The sequence below is a fragment of the Nocardia abscessus genome (assembly GCF_015477775.1).
Taxonomy (GTDB): Bacteria; Actinomycetota; Actinomycetes; order Mycobacteriales; family Mycobacteriaceae; genus Nocardia; species Nocardia abscessus_A.
In genome coordinates this window covers 923,181-947,938 of the sequence record NZ_JADLQO010000002.1, presented here as the reverse complement: position 1 = coordinate 947,938, position 24,758 = coordinate 923,181, and the positions used below count along the sequence as shown (strand labels likewise).

At 69.2% G+C, this 24,758-nt stretch carries 22 protein-coding genes and 1 pseudogene; 17 read left to right on the top strand and 6 right to left on the bottom strand.

Annotated elements, in window-relative coordinates:
- Positions 1–5: 5 nt before the first annotated feature.
- Both IU450_RS10105 and IU450_RS10100 read right to left on the bottom strand, forming a co-directional pair.
- Complete coding sequence (locus IU450_RS10105; protein ID WP_195149429.1) at positions 6–1,100, bottom strand: ABC transporter substrate-binding protein; 1,095 nt, start codon at positions 1,098–1,100, stop codon at positions 6–8.
- Between the two features lie 165 nt (positions 1,101–1,265).
- Positions 1,266–2,075, bottom strand: a complete 810-nt coding sequence (locus IU450_RS10100) for a VOC family protein (protein ID WP_195149428.1) — start codon at positions 2,073–2,075, stop codon at positions 1,266–1,268.
- 273 nt (positions 2,076–2,348) lie between these two features.
- On the opposite strand from IU450_RS10100, the gene ctaD reads away from it, so the two are divergent.
- From ctaD to IU450_RS10055, 9 genes are all read left to right on the top strand, one after another.
- A complete protein-coding gene (gene ctaD, locus IU450_RS10095) occupies positions 2,349–4,091 on the top strand; it encodes a cytochrome c oxidase subunit I (RefSeq protein WP_195149427.1) in 1,743 nt (580 codons plus the stop codon).
- A gap of 140 nt (positions 4,092–4,231) precedes the next feature.
- Positions 4,232–5,449 carry a phosphoserine phosphatase SerB gene (gene serB, locus IU450_RS10090; protein WP_195149426.1) on the top strand — a complete coding sequence of 406 codons (1,218 nt, stop codon included), beginning with the start codon at positions 4,232–4,234 and terminating at the stop codon, positions 5,447–5,449.
- Positions 5,450–5,517: 68 nt separating this feature from the next.
- Positions 5,518–5,943 carry a protease inhibitor I42 family protein gene (locus IU450_RS10085; RefSeq protein WP_195149425.1) on the top strand — a complete coding sequence of 142 codons (426 nt, stop codon included), beginning with the start codon at positions 5,518–5,520 and terminating at the stop codon, positions 5,941–5,943.
- Positions 5,943–6,746: an aminoacyl-tRNA hydrolase gene (locus IU450_RS10080; protein ID WP_195149424.1), complete on the top strand. Its 804-nt coding sequence runs from the start codon at positions 5,943–5,945 to the stop codon at positions 6,744–6,746. The genes IU450_RS10085 and IU450_RS10080 overlap by 1 nt, the downstream gene beginning before the upstream one ends.
- 145 nt (positions 6,747–6,891) lie before the next feature.
- Positions 6,892–7,725 (top strand): ABC transporter ATP-binding protein, encoded by an 834-nt coding sequence (locus tag IU450_RS10075; protein WP_195149423.1) that lies wholly within the window; start codon positions 6,892–6,894, stop codon positions 7,723–7,725.
- Positions 7,726–7,840: 115 nt separating this feature from the next.
- Positions 7,841–8,680, top strand: coding sequence for an NUDIX domain-containing protein (locus IU450_RS10070; RefSeq protein WP_195149422.1), 840 nt, complete (start codon positions 7,841–7,843; stop codon positions 8,678–8,680).
- 214 nt (positions 8,681–8,894) lie between these two features.
- Positions 8,895–9,671: an enoyl-CoA hydratase-related protein gene (locus tag IU450_RS10065; RefSeq protein ID WP_195149421.1), complete on the top strand. Its 777-nt coding sequence runs from the start codon at positions 8,895–8,897 to the stop codon at positions 9,669–9,671.
- Positions 9,672–9,708: 37 nt separating this feature from the next.
- Complete coding sequence (locus IU450_RS10060; RefSeq protein WP_195149420.1) at positions 9,709–10,686, top strand: class I SAM-dependent methyltransferase; 978 nt, start codon at positions 9,709–9,711, stop codon at positions 10,684–10,686.
- 151 nt (positions 10,687–10,837) lie between these two features.
- Entirely contained in the window at positions 10,838–12,061 is a 1,224-nt protein-coding gene (locus IU450_RS10055; RefSeq protein WP_195149419.1) for a THUMP-like domain-containing protein, read from the top strand.
- Between the two features lie 384 nt (positions 12,062–12,445).
- Here the strand turns inward: IU450_RS10055 and IU450_RS10050 are convergent, their stop codons facing one another.
- On the bottom strand, positions 12,446–13,753 hold the full coding sequence (locus IU450_RS10050) for a PQQ-binding-like beta-propeller repeat protein (protein WP_195149418.1): 1,308 nt from the start codon (positions 13,751–13,753) through the stop codon (positions 12,446–12,448).
- Positions 13,754–13,985: 232 nt separating this feature from the next.
- Between IU450_RS10050 and IU450_RS10045 the strand changes: the two genes are divergently transcribed.
- Both IU450_RS10045 and IU450_RS10040 read left to right on the top strand, forming a co-directional pair.
- Positions 13,986–14,735: an acyltransferase gene (locus IU450_RS10045; RefSeq protein ID WP_195149417.1), complete on the top strand. Its 750-nt coding sequence runs from the start codon at positions 13,986–13,988 to the stop codon at positions 14,733–14,735.
- A 163-nt stretch (positions 14,736–14,898) separates the two neighbouring features.
- Complete coding sequence (locus IU450_RS10040; protein ID WP_195149416.1) at positions 14,899–15,444, top strand: DUF1697 domain-containing protein; 546 nt, start codon at positions 14,899–14,901, stop codon at positions 15,442–15,444.
- A gap of 12 nt (positions 15,445–15,456) precedes the next feature.
- Here IU450_RS10040 and IU450_RS10035 read toward each other — a convergent pair whose 3' ends face one another.
- Genes IU450_RS10035 through IU450_RS10025 form a run of 3 tightly spaced genes read right to left on the bottom strand, consistent with a single transcriptional unit; the run spans position 15,457 to position 19,189 of the window.
- Positions 15,457–16,710: a glycosyltransferase family 4 protein gene (locus IU450_RS10035; RefSeq protein WP_195032497.1), complete on the bottom strand. Its 1,254-nt coding sequence runs from the start codon at positions 16,708–16,710 to the stop codon at positions 15,457–15,459.
- The gene (locus IU450_RS10030) at positions 16,707–18,374 is read right to left on the bottom strand and encodes a glycoside hydrolase family 57 protein (RefSeq protein ID WP_228834207.1); all 1,668 of its coding nucleotides are present in this window, start codon (positions 18,372–18,374) and stop codon (positions 16,707–16,709) included. The genes IU450_RS10035 and IU450_RS10030 overlap by 4 nt, the downstream gene beginning before the upstream one ends.
- The gene (locus tag IU450_RS10025) at positions 18,371–19,189 is read right to left on the bottom strand and encodes a class I SAM-dependent methyltransferase (protein ID WP_228834206.1); all 819 of its coding nucleotides are present in this window, start codon (positions 19,187–19,189) and stop codon (positions 18,371–18,373) included. The genes IU450_RS10030 and IU450_RS10025 overlap by 4 nt, the downstream gene beginning before the upstream one ends.
- Before the next feature lie 264 nt (positions 19,190–19,453).
- On the opposite strand from IU450_RS10025, the gene IU450_RS10020 reads away from it, so the two are divergent.
- The 6 genes and pseudogenes from IU450_RS10020 to IU450_RS09995 all read left to right on the top strand — a co-directional run bounded on the left by IU450_RS10020 (position 19,454) and on the right by IU450_RS09995 (position 24,544).
- Positions 19,454–20,239: an electron transfer flavoprotein subunit beta/FixA family protein gene (locus tag IU450_RS10020; protein WP_195149415.1), complete on the top strand. Its 786-nt coding sequence runs from the start codon at positions 19,454–19,456 to the stop codon at positions 20,237–20,239.
- A 38-nt stretch (positions 20,240–20,277) separates the two neighbouring features.
- Positions 20,278–21,234, top strand: coding sequence for an electron transfer flavoprotein subunit alpha/FixB family protein (locus IU450_RS10015; RefSeq protein WP_181718793.1), 957 nt, complete (start codon positions 20,278–20,280; stop codon positions 21,232–21,234).
- Between the two features lie 157 nt (positions 21,235–21,391).
- The gene (locus IU450_RS10010; RefSeq protein WP_195149414.1) at positions 21,392–21,952 is read left to right on the top strand and encodes a DUF4365 domain-containing protein; all 561 of its coding nucleotides are present in this window, start codon (positions 21,392–21,394) and stop codon (positions 21,950–21,952) included.
- A complete protein-coding gene (locus IU450_RS10005; RefSeq protein ID WP_228834205.1) occupies positions 21,949–23,103 on the top strand; it encodes a hypothetical protein in 1,155 nt (384 codons plus the stop codon). The genes IU450_RS10010 and IU450_RS10005 overlap by 4 nt, the downstream gene beginning before the upstream one ends.
- A gap of 49 nt (positions 23,104–23,152) precedes the next feature.
- A pseudogene (locus IU450_RS10000) lies at positions 23,153–23,266 on the top strand (electron transfer flavoprotein subunit alpha/FixB family protein); the annotation flags it as partial.
- 222 nt (positions 23,267–23,488) lie between these two features.
- A complete protein-coding gene (locus tag IU450_RS09995) occupies positions 23,489–24,544 on the top strand; it encodes a 5-methyltetrahydropteroyltriglutamate--homocysteine methyltransferase (protein ID WP_195149413.1) in 1,056 nt (351 codons plus the stop codon).
- Positions 24,545–24,758: the final 214 nt, after the last annotated feature.

The window sequence follows — 24,758 nt, the reverse complement described above, 5'->3', positions numbered from 1 at the left end:
GGCGGTCAGTCGGTCACGTAGCCGTTGAGCGTGTTGCGCAGATCGGTGAGCAGGGCGCGGGCGGCGGTGAGGCCGTCGCCGTGCCAGACGCTGTCCTCCACGGCGAACACCCGGCGGTCGGTGGCGGCGCCGAGTTCTTTCCACTCGTCGGAGCGCAGCACCGCTTCGCCGTGCTTCTTGCCCTCCGCGCCCGCGAGGACCACGTAGATCACGTCGCCCTCCACCTTCGTGGCGAACTCGTCCTCGCGCACGTCGAACGACGTGCCGCGCTGGGCTTCGGGGCGCTGCACGCCCACGTCGCCGAGCACCTGGCCCGCGAAGCTGTCACCGCCCTGCACCCGGTCGGTGTCGGCGGTGAACCGGATGACCGAAGCCTGGGTCTGGGCGGCCGACAGCGCGGTACCGGTTTCCTTCGCTTCGGTGCGGTAGTCCCGCAGTGCGGTCTCCGCCGCTTCGCTGCGCCCCAAACCCGCTGCGTACGCGGCGAATTCGGCCTGCCAGCTGTTGGTCGAGCCGACCAGCACGGCCGGGGCGATGGCCTGCAGCGCGCTGAAACTCGCCGCGCCGGTGGGGATCTCGCCCAGGATCAGATCGGGGCGCAAGTCCGCGATCCGGGCCGGGTCGGGCTGTGCGGCGGTGCCGACAGCGGGGATCTTCAACACGCCGGTACCGAGGTAGGCCGGTTGCGGGCTCGGTCCGTCGATGGTCACCGCACCCACGACGCGCTCCCACAGGCCGAGTGCGCAGACCGCGTCCAGCGCGGAGGTGCTGAGCACGACGATGCGCTGCGGGTCGGCGGGCACTTCGGAGACGCCCGCCGCGTGCGTGACGCTGCGGGTCGCCCCGCTTGCCGGATCCGGGGCGCTCGGCAGTGCGCACGCGCGGGTGGTGTCCCGCTCCAGCCCGACGACGCCCGCGCCGGCGATATTGGTGGTGGTGCGCACGATGGAGGCGGAATCGTCGGTGGTGCCGCCGCAACCGGCGACGATCAGCGCGGCGCACCCGGCCACGACGGCCCGGAACCGGCGACCGGTCGCGCCGTTTCGATTGCGGACTGCGCGAATTCGGGTGCGTCCATGTATCACGTCGCTCACCGGCATGCGAGTGAGGGTACATGTCGGCGCAGGTCGTTCCCTGGGTGAGGTCGCGGCGGCAAGCGTCCGTGTGCCGGGCTCGGGCCGGACGAACAGTTCGCCGGGTCGCGCGACGAATCGACCGTCCCAGTGCGAGGACTGCACCGGCCGGAATTCGCGGACGGGCCGCCGCTATCGAGCTCGGTCGCCGCCGATGCTGAAGCGCGCGCCGGTGGCGTCGGTGACGGCGGACATGCGGCCGTAAGGGGTGTCCTCGGGTGGGGAGAGCACCGAGCCGCCGAGTTCGACGAGTCGTTCGACGGTCTTGTCCACGTCGTCGGCGCCGAAGTAGACGGTCCACGCGGCAGGGGCGCCTTCGGGCAGGAACGCCGAGGCGTCCATGACGCCGCCGAGCATCGGGCTCTCGGCGTGGATGGTGGAGTAGCGGAACTCCGGGGCGTCGGAGATGGTGAAGACGTCCGACCAACCGAACACATCCCGGTAGAACGCCAGTGAGGCGTCGTAGGCGCGGGTGTGCAGCTCGAACCAGGACGGCGCGCCCTCGTGGTCGCGCCACTGCCCACCGGAGACCAGGCCGATGGTCTCGAACCCGGGGAACGTCCCGGCCTCCCAGATGCCGACGCCCGCGCCCCCGACGTCGCCGAGCACGGCCATCGTGCCCAGCTCGCCGACCGCCATCGGCGGCACGATCAGCGACGCGCCGGCCGCCGTCGCCGCGTCCGCGGTGGCCTGGGCGCCGGAGCTGGCCAGATACACCGTCCACTGCTCCGGGCTGTCGGTGTCGCCGGGCATCCTGGCCATCGCGCCCGCCACCGCGCGCCCGTCTTTTCGGAAGGTGACGTACCCGCCGAACTCCTCGCCCGCGCTCTCGGCGGTCCAGCCGAACAGGTCGCGGTAGAACTCGATGCTCCGATCGACGTCGGAGGTGTACAGCTCGACCCAGCAGGGATCGCCGGGCTTCGTACCGTTCGGTTTCGTCATCGCTGGTCTCCTGGCCTGAGGTGTATCGGTGTCACCGTTACAGACGCCCCCCACCCGCAGAACTCATCGGCGAGCCATAAAGGGACCGCGAACACGCCGCACCGCGGGTGCGGCCGAACAAATACGACAGAGAGTAGGACCCGTTCGGTCGGCTCGGGGGGCGCGGGTTTACGATTCGAAGAGCGCAAGCGAACTGTCGTCTGTCCCGACATAGGGATGGATGCGATCAGCGGAGCCTGCGGAGCGACTTAAAGGCACCTTTCAGGAGGATCAGTGACTGCCGTAGAGCCCCAGCCAGTCCCTCAGTTGGAAGCGACTCGGCCTTATCCGGCTCGGACCGGGCCGAAGGGCTCGTTCATCTACAAGATGGTCACCACCACGGACCCCAAGGTCCTGGGTGTCATGTACCTGACGACGTCGATGGGCTTCTTCCTCATCGGTGGCCTGATGGCCCTGCTGATGCGCGGTGAGCTGGCGCGGCCCGGTCTGCAGTTCCTCTCGACCGAGCAGTTCAACCAGCTGTTCACCATGCACGGCACGATCATGCTGCTGTTCTACGCGACCGCGATCGTGTTCGGCTTCGCCAACATCATCCTCCCGCTGCAGATCGGCGCTCCCGACGTCGCCTTCCCGCGCCTGAACGCCTTCAGCTACTGGCTGTACGCGTTCGGCGCCAGCATGGCGACCGCTGGCTTCATCACCCCGGGTGGCGCCGCGGACTTCGGCTGGACGGCGTACGTGCCGCTCACCGACATCCTGCATTCGCCCGGCGTCGGCACCGACCTGTGGATCCTGGGCCTGGCGGTGTCCGGTCTGGGCACCATCCTCGGTGGCGTGAACATGCTGACCACCGTGGTCTGCCTGCGCGCTCCCGGTATGACCATGTTCCGGATGCCGATCTTCACCTGGAACATCGCCGTCACCAGCGTCCTGGTGCTGCTGGCCTTCCCGCTGCTGACCGCCGCGCTGTTCGGTCTGGCCTACGACCGCCACCTGGGCGGCCACATCTACGACCCCGCGACCGGCGGCATCCTGCTCTACCAGCACCTGTTCTGGTTCTTCGGCCACCCCGAGGTGTACATCATCGCGCTGCCGTTCTTCGGCATCGTCTCGGAGATCTTCCCGGTCTTCTCGCGCAAGCCGATCTTCGGTTACACCACGCTGGTGTACGCCACCCTGGGTATCGCCGCGCTGTCCATCGCGGTGTGGGCGCACCACATGTACGCCACCGGCGCGGTGCTGCTGCCGTACTTCTCGTTCATGACCTTCCTCATCGCGGTTCCGACCGGTGTGAAGTTCTTCAACTGGATCGGCACCATGTGGCGCGGTCAGCTGACCTTCGAGTCGCCGATGCTGTTCTCCATCGGCTTCATCGTCACCTTCCTCTTCGGTGGTCTGTCCGGCGTCATCCTGGCCAGCCCGCCGCTGGACTTCCACGTCACCGACTCGTACTTCGTCGTGGCGCACTTCCACTACGTGCTCTTCGGCACCATCGTGTTCGCCACCTACGCGGGCATCTACTTCTGGTTCCCGAAGATGACCGGCCGGATGCTGGACGAGCGCCTGGCGAAGTGGCACTTCTGGACGACCTTCCTCGGCTTCCACATGACCTTCCTGGTCCAGCACTGGCTGGGCGCCGAGGGCATGCCGCGCCGCTACGCCGACTACCTGCCCAGCGACGGCTTCACCACGCTGAACACGATCTCCACGATCGGCGCCTTCGTGCTCGGCGCGTCGATGCTGCCGTTCCTGTGGAACGTCTTCAAGAGCTACCGCTATGGCGAGGTGGTCACCGTGGACGACCCGTGGGGCTACGGCAACTCGCTGGAGTGGGCCACCACCTGCCCGCCGCCGCGGCACAACTTCTACGAGCTGCCGCGCATCCGCTCCGAGCGCCCCGCGTTCGAGCTGCACTACCCGCACATGATCGAGCGCATGCGGTCCGAGGCCCACGTGGGCTGGGGCTCGGGCAAGTACGCCACCGAGGTCCACGAGACGGCGGCATTGACGAAGTAGGGCGGATTCACCGCGACGAGTGTGCACCTGCTGGCGACAGCGGGTGCACACTCTTTTGTGGAGAGCAACACGCACCGTTGGCGTTGCGACAACGATGTCCACCGGCAGCGACGGCGAACACCGAATTTGGAGCGCATCAGTTGGCCGACACCACCGTTCTCGTCACCGTCACCGGGCCGGACCGCCCCGGTGTGACGTCTGTGCTGCTCGCGGCGATGTCCCGGCACCGGGTCAGCCTGCTGGACGTGGAGCAGGTCGTGATCCGGGGCAGGCTGACCCTGGGCGTCCTGGTCACCTGCCCGAACGACGCCGAGGCGTTGCAGGAGGAACTCGAAGAGGCCATGAACACCGTCGGCATGCACGTCGACGTGGAGGTGGACGCGGCGATCGGCAGGCAGCCGATGTCCACCCACGCGGTGGTCATCCTCGGCAGCCCCGTTACGGCGCGTGCGTTCAGCGCGGTGTCGCGGCAACTGGCCGCACTGGGCGCGAACATCGACACCATCCGCGGGATCGCCGACTACCCGGTGACGGGGATGGAGCTGATGGTCACCGCGATCGACTCCGGCCCCGACACCGATTCGCGGCTGCGCACGGCACTGGCCGAGGTGGCGGTGGCCGAGCGGGTGGACGTCGCGGTGGAGCGGGCGGGGCTGGCCCGCCGCGGCAAGCGGCTGATCGTGTTCGACGTCGACTCGACGTTGATCCAGGGCGAGGTCATCGAGATGCTCGCCGCGCACGCGGGCGTCGAGGACGAGGTGCGCAGGGTGACCGAGGCCGCCATGCGCGGGGAGATCGACTTCGCCGAATCGCTGCGACAGCGGGTCGCGACGCTGGCCGGTCTGGACGAGTCGGTGATCGAGGAGGTGGCCGACCGGATCGAGCTGACCCCCGGCGCGCGCACCACGATTCGCACGCTGCGCCGGATCGGTTTCCGCTGCGGCGTGGTGTCGGGCGGCTTCCGGCAGGTCATCGAACCGCTCGCGCACGAGCTGGAACTGGACTTCGTGCAGGCGAACACGCTGGAGGTCGTGGACGGCAAGCTCACCGGCCGGGTCGTGGGCGAGATCGTCGACCGGGCGGCCAAGGCGACCGCGCTGCGCAAGTTCGCGGCCGAGGCCGGGGTGCCGATGGAACAGACCGTCGCGGTGGGCGACGGCGCCAATGACATCGACATGCTCAACGCCGCCGGGCTCGGCGTCGCCTTCAATGCCAAGCCTGCGCTGCGTGAGATCGCCGATGCCGCACTGTCGCATCCCTATCTGGACGCCGTCCTGTTCATTCTCGGAGTCACCCGGCACGAAGTGGAGGCCGCCGACGCCAGGGACGGCCTGCTGCGCCGCGTTCCGCTGGGCTGAGCATCCGGCCGGGTCGCGTCCGCCTCGGTAGGCTCGCTGCTGTTGATCATTCGGCGATCGGAGGACGGGTGCGCAAGTCCCTGCTTGTGCTGCTGGCCGGATTGGCGGTGGCGGGGTGCGGCGGCAGCGGCTCGCCCGACGGGACGACGACCGGCTCCGCGCATCCCGTTGTGCGCGTCGGCGCGGCCGACAACGGGCAACAGCGGCGACTGCACGTCGGGCAGCGGCTGATCGTCGCGCTCGCGGCGAATCCGTCCACCGGTTACTCCTGGAGCATCGCGAAAGTGGATGCGGCTGTGGTGAAGCTGGACGGCGAGGCCGATTTCGAACCCGATCCGGCCGTGCCCGTCGCGCCCGGCGCGGGCGGGACGTCGGTATGGACTTTCGTGGGCGCGGCGGCGGGTGCGACGTCGCTGACGATGGAGTACACGCGTCCGTGGGAACAGGGCCTGGAGCCGGCCAGGACGTTTTCGTTGACGATCGAGGTGGAGTGATGACGAGCATCCCGGAATGCGGCGCCGAGATCCGGGACGACGGCGAGACCCGCACGGGCCCAGCTGTATCGGACGTCGAAGGTTTCCGGGTCAGGCACGCGGAGTTGGCCGGTGGTTACGGCACAGGCGATCCCGGGGACCCGGCCATGGTGCAGGCGATGCAGATGGTGCTGCATCTGCCGAAGACCGATCCGCCGCCGCGCAGTGCGCTGCTCGCCGCCGCCGCATCCGCCGCGGTGGCGCTGTGCCTGGACGAGCGAGTCGGCCCCGGCGGCGAGTGGGAACAGCCGTATCTGGGGTGGAAGCGTTCGCGGATCCGGAAGGTGGCGCGGCGCGCCCGCGGCGCCCAATGGCGTGCTACTTGCGCCGTCCCGGGCGTCACCGTCGAGATCGACGGCGCGCAGGCGCGAGCGCTGGTCCCGGGACCGGTGGGCGCGGTCGATCCGCGGATCAAGCGTCTGCAGATCGGCGGCACCGATCTCGAGCACGACGATCCCGGCACGCCCGATCCGGCACTGCCGGTGCTGTGGGTGAACACCGGGCTCGGGATGACGCTGGGCAAGTCGGCCGCGCAGGTGGGTCACGCGAGCATGCTGCTGGCCGGTGCGCTGCCGGTGGCGGACGCGCTGCGCTGGGCGGAACTCGGCTTCCACTGCGCGGTGCGCGAAGCCGACCCGCAGCGCTGGGCGTCGCTGGCCGAGCAGGTGGCCGCGGGCAGCGCGATCGCCGTGCGCGACGCGGGGTTCACCGAAGTGGCGCCGGGCTCGATGACGGTGATCGCGGTGCCCGCCCGGTCCTGGTGAACGCTCCGCGAGACCGTCGCGGGCGTCATGGGCGTGTCGGGCGGTGTGGCGGATGCGGTCGTGACGGCGGTGAGCCGACAGAGATCCGACCGACCGGATCGTTTTTCCTCCCCGCGTTGGCAAGTGCCCCCTCAGGTGGGCCAAGATGGAGCGCGTGCCGCAACCGGATCCCGATCTGCTCATCGATTTCACCGACGTAACCGTCCGCCGCTCGGGCCACACTCTGGTCGGACCGGTCACCTGGCAGGTCGAGCTCGACGAACGCTGGGTGGTTCTCGGCCCCAACGGCGCGGGCAAGACCTCGCTGCTGCGAATGGCCGCCGCCGAGATGCACCCCACCGCGGGCATCGCCCATCTGCTCGGGGAGCGGATCGGGAAGGTCGATATCAACGACCTGCGTCCGCGCATCGGGCTCTCGTCGGCCGCGGTGGCCAGCCGGGTGCCGGTCGACGAGAAGGTCAGCGACCTGGTGGTGTCCGCCGGCTACGCGGTGCTGGGTCGCTGGCGCGAGCGCTACGACGACATGGACACCGACCGCGCCATCGACATGCTGGAAAGCCTGGGCGCCGAACACCTCTCCGACCGCACCTACGGCACGCTGTCGGAGGGCGAGCGCAAACGAGTGCTGATCGCCCGCGCGCTGATGACCGATCCCGAGCTGCTGCTGCTCGACGAGCCTGCCGCGGGCCTGGACCTGGGCGGCCGGGAGGAGCTGGTGGAACGGCTCGGCGATCTCGCCGCCGACCCGGACGCACCCGCGATCGTGCTGGTCACCCACCACGTGGAGGAGATCCCGCCCGGGTTCACCCACGGCCTGCTGCTCAACGAGGGCGAAGTGGTCGCGCAGGGACTGCTGTCCGACGTGCTCACCGCCGAGAACCTCAGCGACGCCTTCCGGCAATCGATCGCGCTGGACCGAGTCGACGGCCGCTACTTCGCGCGGCGTTCACGGCGCGCGGGCAGGCACCGGACCCGCTGACTCGGACGGCGTGCCGTCGCGCACCAAGCGCGCGTTAGGCGTACCTCCGCCGTCGCTCCGGCCGTGCGCGGGCTGAGGGACGGACTACGTCCGACCGGCCCGTTAAGGTGCAGGGGTGAGTGAGAAAGAGGCGCAGGCAGACTCTCGGCAACCGGCACCGCCGCTCAAAGACGCGTCGACGGTGATGCTGGTGCGTGACGGCGCCGACGGGCCGGAGATCTTCCTGCAGCGCCGGGTCGGCGCCATGGCGTTCGCCGCGGGCATGACCGTATTCCCCGGCGGCGGCGTCGATCCGTCCGACGGGACCGCGGACATCGCCTGGGCCGGACCTGAGCCCGCCTGGTGGGCCGAGCGATTCGCCACCACCGAGGCCAGGGCCAAGGCGCTGGTCTGCGCCGCCGTGCGGGAGACGTTCGAGGAGTGCGGTGTGCTGCTGGCCGGTCCGGCCGCCGACAGCGTCGTCTCCGACACCACCGGATACCGGGACGCGCGCGGCAGGCTGGAGCGCAGAGAACTGTCGCTGGCGTCGTTCCTCGCCGAAGAGCGATTGGTGCTGCGCGCGGACCTGTTGCGGCCGTGGGCGAATTGGATCACCCCGGTCATCGAACCGCGCCGCTACGACACCCGGTTCTTCGTGGCCGTGCTGCCGGACGGGCAGCTGGCCGACGGCGCCACGTCCGAGGCGGCGGAGGTGCAGTGGAGCACCCCGGCCGAGGCGCTGGAGCGCTGGCGCTCGGGCGCCGACGTGCTGCTGCCCCCGACCTGGTCGCAACTGGTCGCGCTCGGCGCGTACCGATCCACCGCCGACATCCTGGCCGCGCAGCGGGCGATCGATCCGATCCTGCCGGTGCTGGCCGATCTGGACGGCAAGCGGCTGCTGACCTTCCCGGACAACCAGCGCTACTTCGCCGACCTCCCCGACCCCCGGCGGCTCAAGGGATCAGTGCGCCCATGAGCGATGCCGCCCACTTCTGGGCCCGACCGCTCACGCTGTGTCTTCGGTCGGCGTGAGCGGGGCGCTGTGTGGTGACGCTGCGCTACCGCCTCCGGGCCTGACCGCTCACGCTGTGTCTTCGGTCGGCGTGAGCGGGGCGCTGTGTGGTGACGCTGCGCTACCGCCTCCGGGCCTGACCGCTCACGCCGGTGCGCACCCGGTAGCGTGGCCTCTCATGGCCGAATTCGTGACCCTGGAGCTGTCCGAGGGCGATGGCGCGCGGGGCGTGGCCGTCCTGCGGATCGCGCGCCCGCCGATGAACCTGCTGAACGTGCAGCTGGTGCGCGAGCTGGCCGAGGCGGCCGACGCCACCGCCGCGAACCCGGGCGTCGCCGCGGTGGTCGTGTACGGCGACGAACGAGTGTTCTCGGCGGGCGACGACGTGGCCGAGCTGTTCGGTCTCGGCGGCGAGCAGGCCACCGCGCTGGCGGCCGATCTCCAGCGTGCTCTCGGCTGCCTGGCCAGGATTCCGCAGCCCACCGTCGCGGCGATCAGCGGTTACTGCCTCGGCGGCGGGCTGGAGCTGGCGCTGGGCGCGGATCGCCGCGTCATCGGGGACAACGTGAAGCTGGGTCTGCCGCAGATCAAGACGGGCCTGATCCCGCTCGCGGGCATCCGGCGGCTGGCCCTGTTGATCGGGCCCGGCCCGGCGAAAGACCTCGTCTACACCGGTCGTTTCGTCGAGCCGGAGGAGGCGAAGGCGCTCGGCCTGGTCGACGAAGTCGTCGCGCCGGACGACGTGTACATCGCCGCCATGCGGTGGGCCAGGCAGTTCGTCGACGGTCCGGCCCGCGCGCTGGCGGCCGCGAAGGCGGTCTTCGAAGCGGGTCCGCACGGCCTCGATCGGGCCCGTGGCGAGTGGTCCGGCCTGTTCACGACGCAAGATCGCCTGATAGGAACAGGTTCTTATTTGGCCGACGGTCCCGGGTCGGCGGAATTCGTGGGGCGATAGCAGGCGTCAACTGGGGATTTGGGTAGGCTTGCCGACCATGACGGTACGTCCCGACGACCCCGCGCCGAACCCGCACGCCACTGAGGCAGAGGTCGAAGCAGCGCTCAAGGATACGAAGCTGGCCCAGGTTCTCTACCACGACTGGGAGGCCGAGACCTATGACGACAAATGGTCCATCTCCTATGACGAGCGCTGTATCGAGTACGCGCGCGGCCGGTTCGACGCGGCCGTCGGTCCCGCGCCACTGCCCTACGGCAAGGCACTCGAACTGGGCTGCGGTACCGGATTCTTCCTGCTGAACCTGATGCAGGGGGGCGTGGCGAAGTCCGGCTCGGTCACCGATCTGTCGCCGGGCATGGTGAAGGTCGCGCTGCGCAACGCGCAGAACCTCGGGCTGGACGTGGACGGCCGGGTCGCCGACGCGGAGACCATCCCCTACGACGACGACACCTTCGATCTGGTGGTCGGTCATGCCGTGCTGCACCACATCCCGGACGTCGAGCTGGCGCTCAAGGAGTGCCTGCGCGTGCTCAAGCCGGGCGGCCGCTTCGTGTTCGCCGGTGAGCCGACCACGGTCGGCAACTTCTACGCCCGCTGGCTGGGCCGGATCACCTGGAAGGCCACGACCACGGTCACCAAGCTGCCGATGCTGAGCGACTGGCGGCGCCCGCAGGAGGAACTGGACGAGTCCTCGCGCGCGGCGGCCCTGGAAGCGGTCGTCGACCTGCACACCTTCGACCCGCGCGCCCTGGAGGCGATGGCCCGCTCGGCGGGCGCCGTCGAGGTGGCCGCCAAGACCGAGGAATTCGCGGCCGCGCTGTGGGGCTGGCCGGTGCGTACCTTCGAGGCGGCCGTGCCCGCCGAGAAGCTCACCTGGCGCTACCGGATGGCGATGTACCGCGCCTGGCTGGGGCTGAGCTGGGTGGACGAGAACGTCATGCGCCGCGTGGTTCCGCGCCAGTTCTTCTACAACGCCATGATCACCGGCGTGAAGCCGAGCTCCGCCGGAAAGTAGTGGGCCGCGATACCCTTCGCGACCATGTCGCCCCCCTCGACGGCACGGCCGCTGCCGGAGAGGTGGGCGGGCGCGAAGCGTTTCCGCGCCGGGGTTCCGAGGCGGTGCGCCGCGACTGCGGCGGCAGGGCGGACGTCATGGGGGATCGGTAGTGGGCTATCGCATTTCCCCTGACGATGTCCGGTACCTGGGTAGCGCGGCCGGTCGAGCCGCGCTGGCCGAGGTGGAACTACTGGAGCTGACCCCGGCGACGCACCTGCGCGATCTGGATCGGGTGCGTCGCGCGCACGGCGACCGGGCGGCGGCGCTGATCGAGACAGTGCGGTTGCGGCGCAGAGCCGGCGCCAAACTCCTCGGGGCCGGCCAGTGGCTGTTCACCGACGACGCGCTGCAGCAGGCCACCCCGACGCTCGTGGCGCGGCAGCGCGCCGCACGGCTGGCCGGACGGGCGGTGCACGACGTCACCTGCTCGATCGGAGCCGAACTCGTGGAGCTGGCCCAGGTGTGCCCTGCGGTGCTCGGCAGCGATCTGGACGAGGTGCGGCTGGCTATCGCCGCGCACAATCTGGGGCCGCACCGGCTCGGGGTGGGGGAGCCGGGTTCGCCCGCGTCCGCCGCCGATCTCTCGGCGCAAACCCGAAACGTGCTGCTGGCCAGAGCCGACGCGTTGCGCCCGAGCAGTCGCGACACCGTGATCATCGCCGACCCGGCTCGGCGCGCCGATGGCCGGCGCACCCACGACCCGGCCAAACTGAGCCCGCCGCTTCCGGATCTGCTCGCGGCCTACACCGGGCGCGATCTCGCCGTGAAATGCGCTCCCGGTTTGGATTTCGACCGGCTGGGCTGGTCCGGTGAGGTGGAGGTGGTCTCGCTCGACGGCTCGGTGCGCGAGGCATGCCTGTGGTCTTCCGGACTCACCGAGCCCGGTGTCACCCGTCGCGCGACGGTCCTCTCGTCCAAGGGCGCCGCGTGGACCATCACCGATGCCGAACCCGACGGCATCGATGAGCGCGGGCCGGGGGAATGGATCATCGACCCGGGCGGCGCTGTCGTGCGCGCCGGTCTCGTCCGTCACTACGCCTCGAAATTCGGCCTGTGGCAATTGGATCCCCGCATCGCCTATCTCACCGGCGACACCGTCCCCGACGGGGTGCGTGGCTTCCGCATCCTCGATCGCCTGGACTTCCGCGAGAAATCGCTCCGCACCGAACTCCATCGCCGCGACTGCGGCCCCCTCGAAATACTCGCCCGAGGCGTCGACGTCGATCCTGACGCCCTCCGTTCGCGCCTCAAACTCCGCGGCGCCCGACCACACACGCTGGTGATCACTCGCATCGGCCGCGCAGCGACGGCCTTCCTCTGTTCCACCCCGTGATCATCGGGTGTTCGCGCGAAGCGCTCCTCCGCAGGAAGTTTGGCGACGAGTCTCGCGGCGGCGGCCCACCGCTGGTCGGTCGGCGGGGCGGATGGATTGCTGCCGACGAGAAGATGCCGACGGCGAACCGGTCGGTGAGAACCCATGCTTGCGGGTAGTCGGGTTTCGCGTCGATGAGGACCGATCGCCCGATACCCGAGATTTCGCGGGTGGTCGGATTCGTCAGCCGCGCGATGGTCGCCTCGTTCACCGAACCCTGTTGTGGCCGCATCACTTTGATGGACGCGGTGAAGGACAGTACTCCACGGCATTCAAGGCCGTTCCCATGCCGCGACGCCCAGGTCCCCGGCGCATTGCATTGGGCATGGGATGGAGCCGTGGGTGCTACTCCGGTTCGAACGCGAAGATCTCGCCGATCCGGGTGGCGACCACGACCTCGCCCTTCGAGCCCACCGATGTGCCCGCGACGGTCCCCTTCGCGCCCGGCAGGACGTCGGAGTCGATGGTGACCCCGGTGCGCGCGTCGAAGGTGACCAGGTTCAGGCCGTCGCCGATCGCCGCGGCGGCGTATCCGGTGTCGCCCGCCGTCTGGGCAGCGGGACCGCGCAGCGCGAGATCCTTTCGCTCCCAGACGGTTTCGACCGCGTCGCCGTTGTCGCGCAGCGCGAGGAGGTAGCCGTCGTCGCCGGACGGGATGATCAGGCCGTCGCGGGACACCGAGATGCCGCCGCGCGGCGCCCACTCCAACTGGTGGACCCACTTGGTCCGCCCGTCGGCGGTGTCGAGGGCGATCAGGTGATTGCTGTTGTCACCGACGTAGAGGGTGCCGCCGTCGGCGGACAGGGCCGGGCTGGTCGCGCTGCCGCGCTGCAGCAGTTCGGCGCGCCACTGCTGCTCGACCTTGCCGTCAGCGTAGCGCAGCGCGACCAAGGCGGCGGCGGGGCGCCCCGGCTGCCACAACGTCACGTAGAAACGGCCGCTGGCGGCGTCGATCGGGGAGATGTTCGCGACGGGGCACTGCGGCCCTCCGGCCGCGCAGTCGTCCAGTCCCTGACCGGCGGCAGGCCAGGTGAGGCCTGCGTGGGCGAGGAAGTCCGGCTCGCCGAGCAGTTGGACGGTCGGGACCGTTCGATCGCCGGTCTGCCGCGACAGCACGTCGACCTGGCCGGACTGCGTGACCGTCAGCAGTTTTCCGTCGCCGGTGAACTGCACCGAGACCGGCGTTCCCGCGACGGGTGTTGCCCACCGTGGCTGCCCCAGGTAGTTGAACGAGATCACCCTGCTGTCGTCGCCGACGTAGACGTTGGTCATCCCGTCGACCGCCGACGGAGCGGCGATCGCGCTCGACCCCAAGGCATTGCAGAACCGTTTGCGGCCGGTGGCCATCTGGAAAGAGAAGATCGAGCAGTTCGGCAGCCGCGTGGTGACGAACAGCTGGCTGTCGGGCCCCAGCGTGACCGGCTGGGCGATCGGTCCGCCGACCGGGCGCGACCAGTTCAGCGCGACCTTGCGCGATCCGCTGACCGGGCTGGTGCCGCTGTTGCGACCGTCGTGGTAGGCGGCGGTCCAGCCCTTGCCGGTACCGACGGTGATGTCGTCGTAGTCGGTGCCGCAGCCGGTCAGTGTCAGCGCGCCGCCCGCGACCAGCACGGCCAGCACGGCCGCGGCACGTTTCCGGGACGGTCGCCACATGGAAGTAGCCAGTACGCCGCCGCTTCGCACCTGCCGTACTCCTGTCGTAGTTGGCGTTCGCCGTCGCCGTCTCCGGCGCACGAGTCACTGTACGGGAGGCCCGTATGCGGGTGAACGAGTCCCGGCGTTGTCGTCGCGGGTGCCCGTCGCGGCGCTCGTCCCGGGCTATAGGCTCTATCCGTCGCCGCCGAGGCGGGCGACGGCCGGTAGGACCACGACAGGAGAGCCGTTCGTGACGAGCATGTGGGGCGCACCGTTGCGCTCGCGCTGGCGGGGATCGCGCCGCCGGGATCCGCAGCAGGCGCGTTTTCTGACGCTGGCGTCGCTGCGCTGGGTGCTCGCGAACCGGGCGTACACGCCCTGGTATCTGGTGCGCTACTACCGGCTGTTCAAGTTCCGCCTGGCCAACCCGCACATCGTCCTGCGCGGCATGGTCTTCCTCGGCCGCCGCGTGGAGATCCACGCGACGCCTGAACTGAGCCGGATGGAGATCGGCCGCTGGGTGCACATCGGCGACGGCAACGCGATCCGCTGCCACGAGGGCTCGCTGCGCATCGGCGACAAGGTGGTGTTCGGCAAGGACAACGTCGTCAACACCTACCTCGACATCGAGATCGGGGAATCGACCCTGGTCGCCGACTGGTGCTACATCTGCGACTTCGACCACAAGATGGACGACATCCACGTTCCGATCAAGGATCAGGGCATCGTGAAGAGCCCGGTCCGCATCGGCCCCGACACCTGGATCGCCGCCAAGGTGACCGTGCTGCGCGAGACCAGTGTCGGCCGCGGCTGTGTGCTGGGCGCGCACGCTGTCGTCAAGGGCGACATCCCGGACTACAGCATCGCCGTGGGCGCACCGGCCAAGGTGGTCAAGAACCGCAAGGTGGCCTGGGAGGCCGGAGCCGAGAAGCGGGCCGAATACCTTGCGGCGCTGGAGGACATCGCGCGCAAGAAGAACGGGGCCACGCAGTCCGCCTGACGGCTGCGTGCGGAGCCGGGCGCGGCCGCAGGCTGCCGGGTCGAGCCACTCCTCGGTGAGGCTATTCGGATCGGGCGCGTCGTGGAGTCGGGCGCGCCGCTCCCTGCGGACGCCCTCTAGCGGACCCGTGGGTGCGTCGGTGCGAGCGAGTAGGTTCGCCGGTATGACTGCCTACGCCGCCTTGTTGCGCGGGATCGCGCCGAGCAATCCGAACATGAGCAACGAGAAGCTGCGGGCGGTGTTCGAGTCGCTCGGTTTCGAGGGCGTCGGTTCGGTGCTGGCCAGCGGCAACATCGTGTTCCGCAGCGCGGAGACCGACGTGCCCGCGCTGGAGGATCGCATCCAGCAGGCATTGATCCGCGAACTCGGGATCGGCGGCGGCACGATCATCCGCAGCCACGACGAACTGCGCGCGCTGCTGGACAGCGACCCGTTCCCCGGCCTGACCCACGGGCGCGGGACGTATCTGATCGCGACGTTCCTCAAGGACGAAGCCAAGGCTCCGGTCACCCTGCCCGAGCAACCCGACCCGCTCACCCGGGTCGTCGGCTACGACGAGGCCGCACGCGCCTTCCTCGCCGTCATCGACAACAGCGAGCCGGGCAAGACGCCGGACTTCATGGCCTGGCTGGACAAGACGTACGGCAAAGACATCACCACCCGCACCTGGCTCACCGTCGAGCGCATCGTGAAGAAGCTCGCGGCCTGATCCCGGGCGGGGTTACTTCGGATCGCGTTCCGGCAGCGGACGTTCCACGATGGTCGGGCGGCCCAGCGGATTGCGCACCCGCCGCTTGGCCGACTGGTACACCTGGGCGGTTTCCGCGGCCACCACATCCCACGCGAAATCGGCGGTGAGCCGTTCCCTGGCGGCGTAGGCCCGCTGTTGCGCGGCGGTGGGGTCGTCGAGAGTGGCGCGGACCGCCTCGACCAAGCCGTCCACGTCCGCCGGCGCGAACGAGGCACCGGTGACGCCGTCGATCACCGCCTCGCCGAGGCCACCGGCCGTCGAGGTGATCAGCGGGGTGCCCGCCGCGGCCGCCTCCAGCGCGACGATGCCGAAGGGCTCGTACCGGCTGGGCAGCACGATCGCGTCGGCGCCGTGCAGCCAGCCGAGCAGTTCCGCGTGGTCGAGCTGTCCGGCGAAGGTCACCGCGCGGGCGACGCGGTGCACCCGGGCGCGCTCGCGCAACCACTCGAACTGGGTGCCGACGCCCGCCACGGTCAGGGTGGTGCCGGGGTGGGCCCGGCGGATGCGCGGCAGCGCGGCGATCGCGTCCTGCACGCCCTTCTCGTACTCCAGCCTGCCGACGTACAGCAGCCGCGGCGGACCGCTGCGCGGCGAGCGCGGACGAAACGTCCACGCGCCCACGTCGATTCCGTTGCGGATCACCGTCATCGGGATCCGCTCCGGACCGTAGAGCCGCTCGACTTCGTCCTGCATGGACGAGGAGCAGGTGATCAGCGCGTCGGATTCGTTCGCCAGCCACCACTCCACCGAGTGCACCTGCTTGTTGACCTTGCCCGCGACCCAGCCGCTGTGCCGCCCGGCCTCGGTGGCATGGATGGTCGACACCAGCGGCACGTCGTAGTACTCGGCCAGGGCGATGCCGGGATGGGCGACCAGCCAGTCGTGCGCGTGCACCACGTCGGGCGTCCAGCCGTCGCCGATGCCCGGCTTGCCCAGGGCGACGCCCGCGCGCACCATGGCATGGCCCATGGCCAGCGTCCAGGCGAGCATGTCCTCGCCGAAGTCGAACAGCGGCGGGTCCTCCGCGACCGCCACCACCAGCACCCCGTCGGCGATGTAGGAGTGGGTGGGATGCGTCGAGGAGTCGGTGCCGGAGGGCCGCCGGGACAGGACGACCACCTCATGGCCCCCCGCGGCCAGTTCGACGGCGAGGTGATGCACGTGCCTACCGAGCCCGCCGACCACGACCGGTGGGTACTCCCACGACACCATCAAAATCTTCATGCAAGTCCTTCTGCGGCCGAGCCCGGGTTCGCCGGTTCCGGTCCGTGGTCCGCGGTGGCGGGGCCCGGTCCTGGCGCGGCGGCGGATATCGCCCCGGTGACGCTGGGTACGGACCCCGCGGAGGTGAGTCGTCGCGCGTCCACGCCGGGGAAGAGTCCGTCAGCCGCCCCCCATCCTGCCGCCAACTGCCGTGCTTTGGCGACTTGGCCCGCCCCGACGGCCGCGGCGATTTCCCGCACCGCGTGCGCGTGGCGGTGCGCGCGGTCGCGCGCGTAGCCCGCGGCAGAGTCCTTGCTGACCATGAACGCCCAGTCGCTGGAGACGGTCAGGATCGCCTCGCGCAGGAGCTGATCGGCCACCCGATCGCGCAGACCGGGGGCGCCGCCCTGCGCCGCGCGCATCTTGTCGACGGTGTCGAGGGTCAGCCGCACGATGTCGTCGTTCAGCTCGACCAGATCGCGGACCTGCTCGCCCGCCCACACCCGCCAGTCCTTGCCCGAACCCCAGGACGAGTCGGCCAGCGGCACCGGTTCGCCCAGGTAGCCGCGGGTTCGCGCGTCCGCCAGGGTGCCCACGGTGACGCCTGCCTCCGGCAGCGCGCGCAGCACCTGCGCCAGCCATTGCGGTCCCTCGTGCCACCAGTGACCGAACAGTTCGGTGTCGAACGCCGCGACGACGAGGGCGGGCCGCCCGATCCGCTCGGACTCGGAGATCAACCGCTCGCGGACGGTTCGCACGAAGTCCTCCACGTCCCGGGTGACCGACGCGGCGGCCAGTGCGGGATCGTAGGGAGCCTTGTCCGGGCCCGCGACGGTCTTGCCGGTGACCCGGGCGGGTTTGAGACCCGTCGCATGGTCATAGTGATGAAAGTCACGATAGGCGGCGTGGCCGGGATAGCCCGACTTGGGCGACCAGACCCGGTAGCTCACCTGCAGATCGCGTCCGAACGCGACCACGTCCGAATCCCGCACCGGACGGCCGAGCGTGGTGTCGCCGCGCAGCGCTGGGCCGTCGACCATGAAATGCGTCACACCCGCGGCGGCGTAACCGGCCTCCATGCCGGGGGTGTATCCGCATTCCGGCGCCCAGATGCCGGTGGGTGTGCGACCCCAGCGGTGCCGCGCGTCCGCCAGGCCCTCGGTGAGCTGGAACTGACGCAGTCGCGGATCCAACAGCGGCTGGAACGGGTGGGCCAGCGGGCCGCCGAGCAACTCGATCGTCTCCGCGTCGACGAGCGCGCGCCAGACCGGCGCCGCGCCGTGCCGCCAGTGCTGCTCGAACTCGGCCAGCGCCGCGGCGGCCAGGCGGTGTTCGTGTCTGCCCAGCGCGACATTGCCCGCCATGGCGGCCTCGTCGGCGCGCAGTTGCCAGTTGCCCAGCCAGTGGTGCATGCCCGCAAGGCAGTGCGGATCGTCCAGCTGCGCCGCGAGCACCGGAGTGATGCCTAGGCTGAGCAGATGCGAACGGCCCTCCGCGGCGAGCGTGCGCAGGACCTCCACCACGGGCAGGTAGGAGGCAGCCCAGGACTGGTAGAGCCATTCCTCGCCGACCGGCCAGCGGCCGTGATGGGCCAGCCAGGGCAGGTGAGAGTGCAGGACCAGGGTGAACTGGCCCGGCACGGGGCTTGCGGCGTGCCCGCCGGGCACGGTACTGCGATCGGTCAAGGCTTCACCGCGATGGCGACCAGATCCAAGCTCGCGTCGATGTCCGCCTCCACCAGCGTGAAGTCCTCGACCGTGACGCTCGCGACGTCCGCGGTCAGTTCGGCGGGCCACGGCTGCCCGGCCAGCGCCCGTTCGATCTGGGCATCGATGAACGACCCGCCGTGCTTGGCGTCCAGGGCTTTCAGTCCGGGCCCGTGGTGCACGCCGATCATCCTGGAGACCTCGAAACCGGCGTCGACCAGTAGTTCGGTCAGCTCGGCCGCGTTCAGTTCCCTGGTGTGGAACGGGTTGAGCGGAGTGTCGCGGCCGGGGGAGAAGGTGATCCGGTTGGGCGTGCTGATCAGCAGTTCGCCGCCGGGCCGCAGCACGCGCAGGCATTCCCGCAGGAACTGGGACTGGTCCCAGAGGTGCTCGATCACTTGGAAGTTCACCACGACGTCGACCGACGCGTCCTCCAGCGGCAGTTCGGCGAGGTTGCCCTGGATCATCTCCACGCGCGGGTACCGTGCGCGCACGTGCTCGACCGCGCTGGTGTCGTAGTCGAGGCCGATCACCTTGGTGGCCACCTCGGCGATCATGTCCGCGCCGTAGCCCTCGCCGGACCCCGCCTCCAGCACGGTCTTTCCGGCGCAGCGGTCGAGCAGCCGGGCGTAGGCGATCTCGTGCCTGCGGAACCAGTAGTTCTCCTCGGCGATGCCGGGAACGGTGCGCTCGCCGGTCAGCGGCAGCGGTTCGACGGCGCCGGTGCTCGTCTCGGGGTTCGCGCTGATGCCGGTCGGGTCGACCACTGCGGCAGGGATCACAGCCTCGCTCATCGCTCCGACGTTACTGGCACGGCATCCGCGCGGGACACCCCACCCGGTCGGCCCCGAAGTGCGGCTTCGGGCGGCCCTGGAAGGGGTCGCCGAACCGGCGCACTGTATCGCGTGGTAACCACTTGTGAGAGAGAAGCCACTAAGTTACCCACGGGTAACTTAACGTAAGGTAATGTCACGGCCTGAGCCACCCACCCGGGCGTACGGCGCAGCTCGTGCGACCACCACATACGCGTAACCAGAACAGGAGGTCGACGAAGACCGATGCCGAACATCGTCGTACTCATCAAGCAGGTTCCCGACACTTGGTCCGAGCGCAAGCTGACCGATGGTGACTACACCCTCGACCGCGAGGCCGCCGACGCCGTTCTCGACGAGATCAACGAGCGCGCCGTCGAAGAGGCGCTGCTGATCAAGGAGGCCCAGGGCGGCGAGGTCACCGTGCTGGCCGCCGGTCCGGACCGCGCCACCGAGGCCATCCGCAAGGCGCTGTCCATGGGCGCCGACAAGGCCATCCACATCAACGACCCGGCCATCCACGGCTCCGACGCCGTGCAGACGGCGTGGGTGCTGGCGAGTGCGCTCGGTCAGGTCGAAGGTGTCGAGCTGGTCATCGCGGGCAACGAGGCCACCGACGGCCGGGCGGGCGCCGTGCCGGCGATCATCGCCGAATACCTGGGCCTGCCGCAACTGACGCACCTGCGCAAGCTGACCGTCGACGGTGACAAGATCACCGGCGAGCGCGAGACCGACGACGGCGTGTTCAAGCTGGAGGCCACCCTCCCCGCGATCGTCAGCGTCACCGAGAAGATCAACGAGCCGCGCTTCCCGTCCTTCAAGGGCATCATGGCCGCGAAGAAGAAGGAAGTGCAGACCTTCACGCTGGCCGACCTGGGCGTCGACCCGTCGACCGTGGGTGTCGCGAACGCGGGCACCACCGTCACCGCGGCCACGCCGAAGCCCCCGCGCACCGCGGGCGAGAAGATCGCGGACGAAGGCGACGGCGGCACCAAGATCGCCCAGTACCTGATCGGCCAGAAGATCATCTGATCTCGGCAGCGCTGCAGACTTCCTAGGAGAGAACACAAATGGCAGAAGTACTTGTGCTCGTCGAGCACGCCGAAGGTGCGATCAAGAAGGTCAGCACCGAACTGCTCACCGCGGCCCGTGCCCTCGGCGAGCCCGCCGCCGTCGTGCTCGGCACGGCGGGCACCGGCGAGAAGCTGGCCGACGCGCTGGCCGCCGCGGGCGCCGAGAAGATCTACATCGCCGAGTCCGACGATGTGGAGAACTACCTGGTGACGCCGAAGGTCGACGTGCTGGCCGGGCTGACCGAGGCGGCCTCGCCCGCCGCGGTCATCGTCGCCGCCACCGCCGAGGGCAAGGAGGTGTCGGGTCGCCTGGCCGCCCGCATCGGCTCCGGCCTGCTGGTCGACGTGATCGACGTGAAGTCCGACGGCACCGCGGTGCACTCCATCTTCGGTGGCGCGTTCACCGTCGACGCCAAGGCCACCGGCGACGTGCCGGTGATCTCCGTGCGCCCGGGCGCCGTCGAGGCCTCGGCGCAGGCCGGTGCGGGCGAGAAGGTGACCGTCGAGGTGCCCGCGCAGGAAGAAGGCGTGGTCAAGGTGACCTCGCGCGAGCCGGTCGTGGCCGGTGACCGTCCGGAACTCACCGAGGCGGGCATCGTGGTCTCCGGTGGCCGCGGCGTCGGCTCGGCCGACAACTTCTCGGTCGTCGAGGCGCTGGCCGACTCGCTCGGCGCGGCCGTCGGCGCCTCGCGCGCCGCGGTGGACTCGGGCTACTACCCGGGCCAGTTCCAGGTCGGCCAGACCGGTAAGACGGTCTCCCCGCAGCTGTACATCGCCCTGGGCATCTCCGGCGCGATCCAGCACCGCGCAGGCATGCAGACCTCGAAGACCATCGTCGCGGTCAACAAGGACGAAGAGGCGCCGATCTTCGAGATCGCCGACTACGGCATCGTGGGCGACCTGTTCAACGTCGCGCCGCAGCTGACCGAAGCGGTCAAGTCGCACAAGGGCTGATCCGCCGCTCGCGCAATCGAAGGTGGCCCTGACCGTCAGGTCAGGGCCACCTTTTGGCTGGTGGCACTCCAAATGAGTGAGCTGGCAGTCACATTGAGCTACTGTTGGCGGACGCGACTGCGTAGCAAGATGTGGGGGCAAGGGGAGCCGGGGGGCGATGAGCGTCGTCGAAGACAATGGCAACTTTCGAGCGGTGGCGACCGTCGATGGCGGTCTCCCGATCTCCGCGCGGCAGGAACAGTTCAGCCTCGCCTTCGTCCGCATGGTCGCCGCTGCGGCAGGCTGTTCCATCAAGAGCCACGAAACCGACTACGACGGAGTCGACATAACGATCGTGGGATCAGCGGAGTACGCGAAGTACTATTGCCCGGAATTCGAAATTCAGCTCAAGTGCACTACGCAGCAGCGTTTGCTCAGAACAAATCACTTGGCATGGGCGCTCGAGCGCGACCGGTTCCTCAAGCTGGTCAGTCCGAAACGATTCATCCCCGCGCTGCTCGGCGTGCTACTGATACCGGACGATCCCGACCAGTTGATCGATCTTTCCGAAGAAGGGTTGAGAAGTTCCAGCCGCATGTACTGGGAACATGCAGCGAACCTACGTGGGATCGAGGACGATAAAGCCAGCAAGACGGTCCACCTACCCCGAAGTAACCTTTTCGACGTCGGCGGGCTGCGGGGAATCATGCGGTCGATCGGCGAAGGAGGTCAGTGGTGAACAGTACTCCGCTCGACAGCCTCCAGGAGGTCGCGTCGGTGCTATCACCCCCAGCCGTGTCCCAGTACCTCGCTACCCATGACTGGCAGCTCGAGGTTCGCGAGCAAGACGTCAGGGAGATTTGGCGACTTCCGGGTGAGGACGGCCTTCTAGGCCGGATCATGCTGCCCTTGGCGACCGACTACGTCGACTTCTCCCGGCGTTTTCGTGACACACTCCAAGCTCTCGCCACCATCTATGACTGGGACCCGGCGCAACTGGTCGAACGAATCGCCGCTGCACGGGCTGACTTGTTCTTCGTGCGACTCGACCAGGAAATGCACGACGGCACTATCCCGTTCAGGCAGGCCGAAACCACCTTGGAGGCCCTGTTCACGATGATGAAGGCCGCCGCGACCACCGCCGACGACCCGACCCACTCGCACCGGGGTCGCAGATCAGCCGTGGTAACGAACTTTCTCGAGGACGACATTCGTCTCGGACACACCAAGCGCGGCAGTTTCGTGTTCACCGTGGTCACCCGTCTCGGCGAAATTCCGTCATCACAGGTGACCGGGACGCCAGCGGTGCCTTTTCCGCGCAAGGTGATGACAACGCTGGCGACAGGTCTGCAGTCGGCGCGGCGACTCGCACTCGACTGGGACGAGCGTGCTCTCGACCGTGCGGGGCAGTTGGGTCTGAGCGGCAGTTTGGTCGAGTCGGTGCTGGACCTGACGCAGCCCGAAGCCTTGCGCGCACTCGATTTATCCTTCGACTGGGCGGCCGGCGAGCGGCCACCCGAAGTCGTGACCTCACGAATCGTGATCGACCGCAATGCGATGGCGGGGCTGCCTCGCGTGCGAGAGCGATTGGTTCGGCGTGAGGAGCCGCCGCGTCATCTGACCTTGATCGGTATGGTGCGCACCCTGAACCGGGATGACTTCGGTGACGAGGATCAAGAAGCCACGAGCATCGTGCTGTCGACACATGTGGACGGACTTCTGCGAAAAGTGCACGTACCGCTCGTCGGCGATGACTACCAGTGGGCGATCCGCGCCCACCAGAGCAAGCAGCCGATTGTTGTGTCCGGCGATCTGATTTTCGAACGCGGTGCTTGGCGCTTGACCGGGACGATCAGCGTGGACCCGAGTTATCTACACCGCGAACGCTGACGTCGGGTGTGAACTACCTCGTCCAGTGCTGGTCGAGTCGAACGGCGTAGTCAACAAGGACGAAGAGGCGCCGATCTTCGAGATCGCCGACTACGGCATCGTGGGCGACCTGTTCAACGTCGCGCCGCAGCTGACCGAAGCGGTCAAGTCGCACAAGGGCTGATCCGCCGCACGCCGTCGAGCGGCCCCGGACTTCGTGTCCGGGGCCGTTCACGTTCCCTGGTATCCCGTTCGCCTGCGTGATTGTGGTAGTTCGGAAAACATCGCCGCGAAGTTGGTGGTACTTCCCGAGGTGGGTCGGACGGAATTCGTGACCGATGCGAATGAAATTCCGCCGCAATCGATTTCGCGTCGAAACCGCAGGTTGCGGACGTACACTCGCGCGGTGAGCATCCCCACGGAACCGATCGGTAGCATCCCTCGCCCTCACGACCTCCTGGCCGCCATGGCCGATGATTCCGGCGACGTCACCGCGCTCGCCGAACTCCAGCAGCAGGCGGTGGCCGAGACCATCCGCCGTTTGGAGGAACTCGGCTCTCCCGTCGTCACCGACGGTGAGCAGACCAAGCCGAGCTTCGCCACGTATCCGATCGCCGGGCTGGACAACCTGGCCCCGGACGGAGCGATCATCCCGTTCGCCGACGGGCATCAGCGGCAGCTGCCCCGGCTGACCGCGGGTCCGTTCCGCTACGCCGCGCACGCGGCGGACTATCTGCGCGCCGCGAAAGAGCAAGCCACCGTGCCGGTGAAGCAGGCCGTCATCGCGCCGTCGGCGCTGAGCCTGCTGTATCCGGCCGAGGGCATCGTGGGTTATCCGCGCGAGCAGTTCCTGGCCGATCTGGCCGACGCGGCCGAGGCCGACATCCGCGGTTGCCTGGACGCGGGCGCGCACCTGGTGCAACTCGACTTCACCGAGGGCCGGCTCTCGCTCAAGCTCGACCCCAGCGGGGGAGTGCTCGACCAGTTCATCGAACTCAACAATTCGGTGCTGGACCGGTTCTCGGACGAGGAGCGGGCCAGGATCGGCGTGCACACCTGCCCGGGCGGCGACCAGGACTCCACGCACAGCCTGGACGTGGACTACGTCGAACTGCTGCCGAAGCTGCTGCAACTGCGGGTCGGTGCGTTCTACCTCCAGTTCGCCAGCGAACCGGACCCGGAGAAGGTGCTCGCCGTGGTCGCCGAGCACCTGCCCGCCGCGGCGCGCGTGTTCATCGGCGTCACCGACCCCATCGACCCGGTCGTGGAGACCCCGCAGCAGGTGCGCGACCGCGTGCTGCTCGCCGCCCGCTACCTGCCCGTGGAGCGCCTGGGCACCTGCGACGACTGCGGCTTCTCGCCGTTCGCCGACGACACCTCCACCTCGCGGGAGACCGCGTTCGCGAAGGTGCGGGCGCGCATCGAGGGAACGGCGCTGGCAGCCACGGAACTGCGCCTCTGACCCTGCGCAACGATCCGCATCCGTTCCCGTCCGCGAGAGCCGAACAGGGTTGCGGCACTGCATGCGCGGTGTCCGCCCGTCTCGGCGGTGCGGACTACTGCACCTGTCGCGGCGAGCCTGCCTGGCGGGTCGAAACGGTAGGCCGCCCAGCGAGGCGGGCTGAGATCGTCGGGTGTGGCGGTGGATTTCCGTCGAGTGGGGCTGGGCTCGGCTG

Coding starts and splice junctions, on each gene's coding strand:
- IU450_RS10065 (WP_195149421.1), top strand. CDS start 8,895: ATGGCCGAATTCGTGACCCTGGAGCTGTCCGAGGGCGATGGCGCGCGG.
- IU450_RS10015 (WP_181718793.1), top strand. CDS start 20,278: ATGGCAGAAGTACTTGTGCTCGTCGAGCACGCCGAAGGTGCGATCAAG.
- IU450_RS10060 (WP_195149420.1), top strand. CDS start 9,709: ATGACGGTACGTCCCGACGACCCCGCGCCGAACCCGCACGCCACTGAG.
- IU450_RS10080 (WP_195149424.1), top strand. CDS start 5,943: ATGACGAGCATCCCGGAATGCGGCGCCGAGATCCGGGACGACGGCGAG.
- IU450_RS10075 (WP_195149423.1), top strand. CDS start 6,892: ATGGAGCGCGTGCCGCAACCGGATCCCGATCTGCTCATCGATTTCACC.
- IU450_RS10040 (WP_195149416.1), top strand. CDS start 14,899: ATGACTGCCTACGCCGCCTTGTTGCGCGGGATCGCGCCGAGCAATCCG.
- IU450_RS10105 (WP_195149429.1), bottom strand. CDS start 1,100: ATGCCGGTGAGCGACGTGATACATGGACGCACCCGAATTCGCGCAGTC.
- IU450_RS10100 (WP_195149428.1), bottom strand. CDS start 2,075: ATGACGAAACCGAACGGTACGAAGCCCGGCGATCCCTGCTGGGTCGAG.
- IU450_RS10025 (WP_228834206.1), bottom strand. CDS start 19,189: ATGAGCGAGGCTGTGATCCCTGCCGCAGTGGTCGACCCGACCGGCATC.
- IU450_RS10050 (WP_195149418.1), bottom strand. CDS start 13,753: ATGTGGCGACCGTCCCGGAAACGTGCCGCGGCCGTGCTGGCCGTGCTG.
- IU450_RS10020 (WP_195149415.1), top strand. CDS start 19,454: ATGCCGAACATCGTCGTACTCATCAAGCAGGTTCCCGACACTTGGTCC.
- IU450_RS10010 (WP_195149414.1), top strand. CDS start 21,392: ATGAGCGTCGTCGAAGACAATGGCAACTTTCGAGCGGTGGCGACCGTC.
- IU450_RS10035 (WP_195032497.1), bottom strand. CDS start 16,710: ATGAAGATTTTGATGGTGTCGTGGGAGTACCCACCGGTCGTGGTCGGC.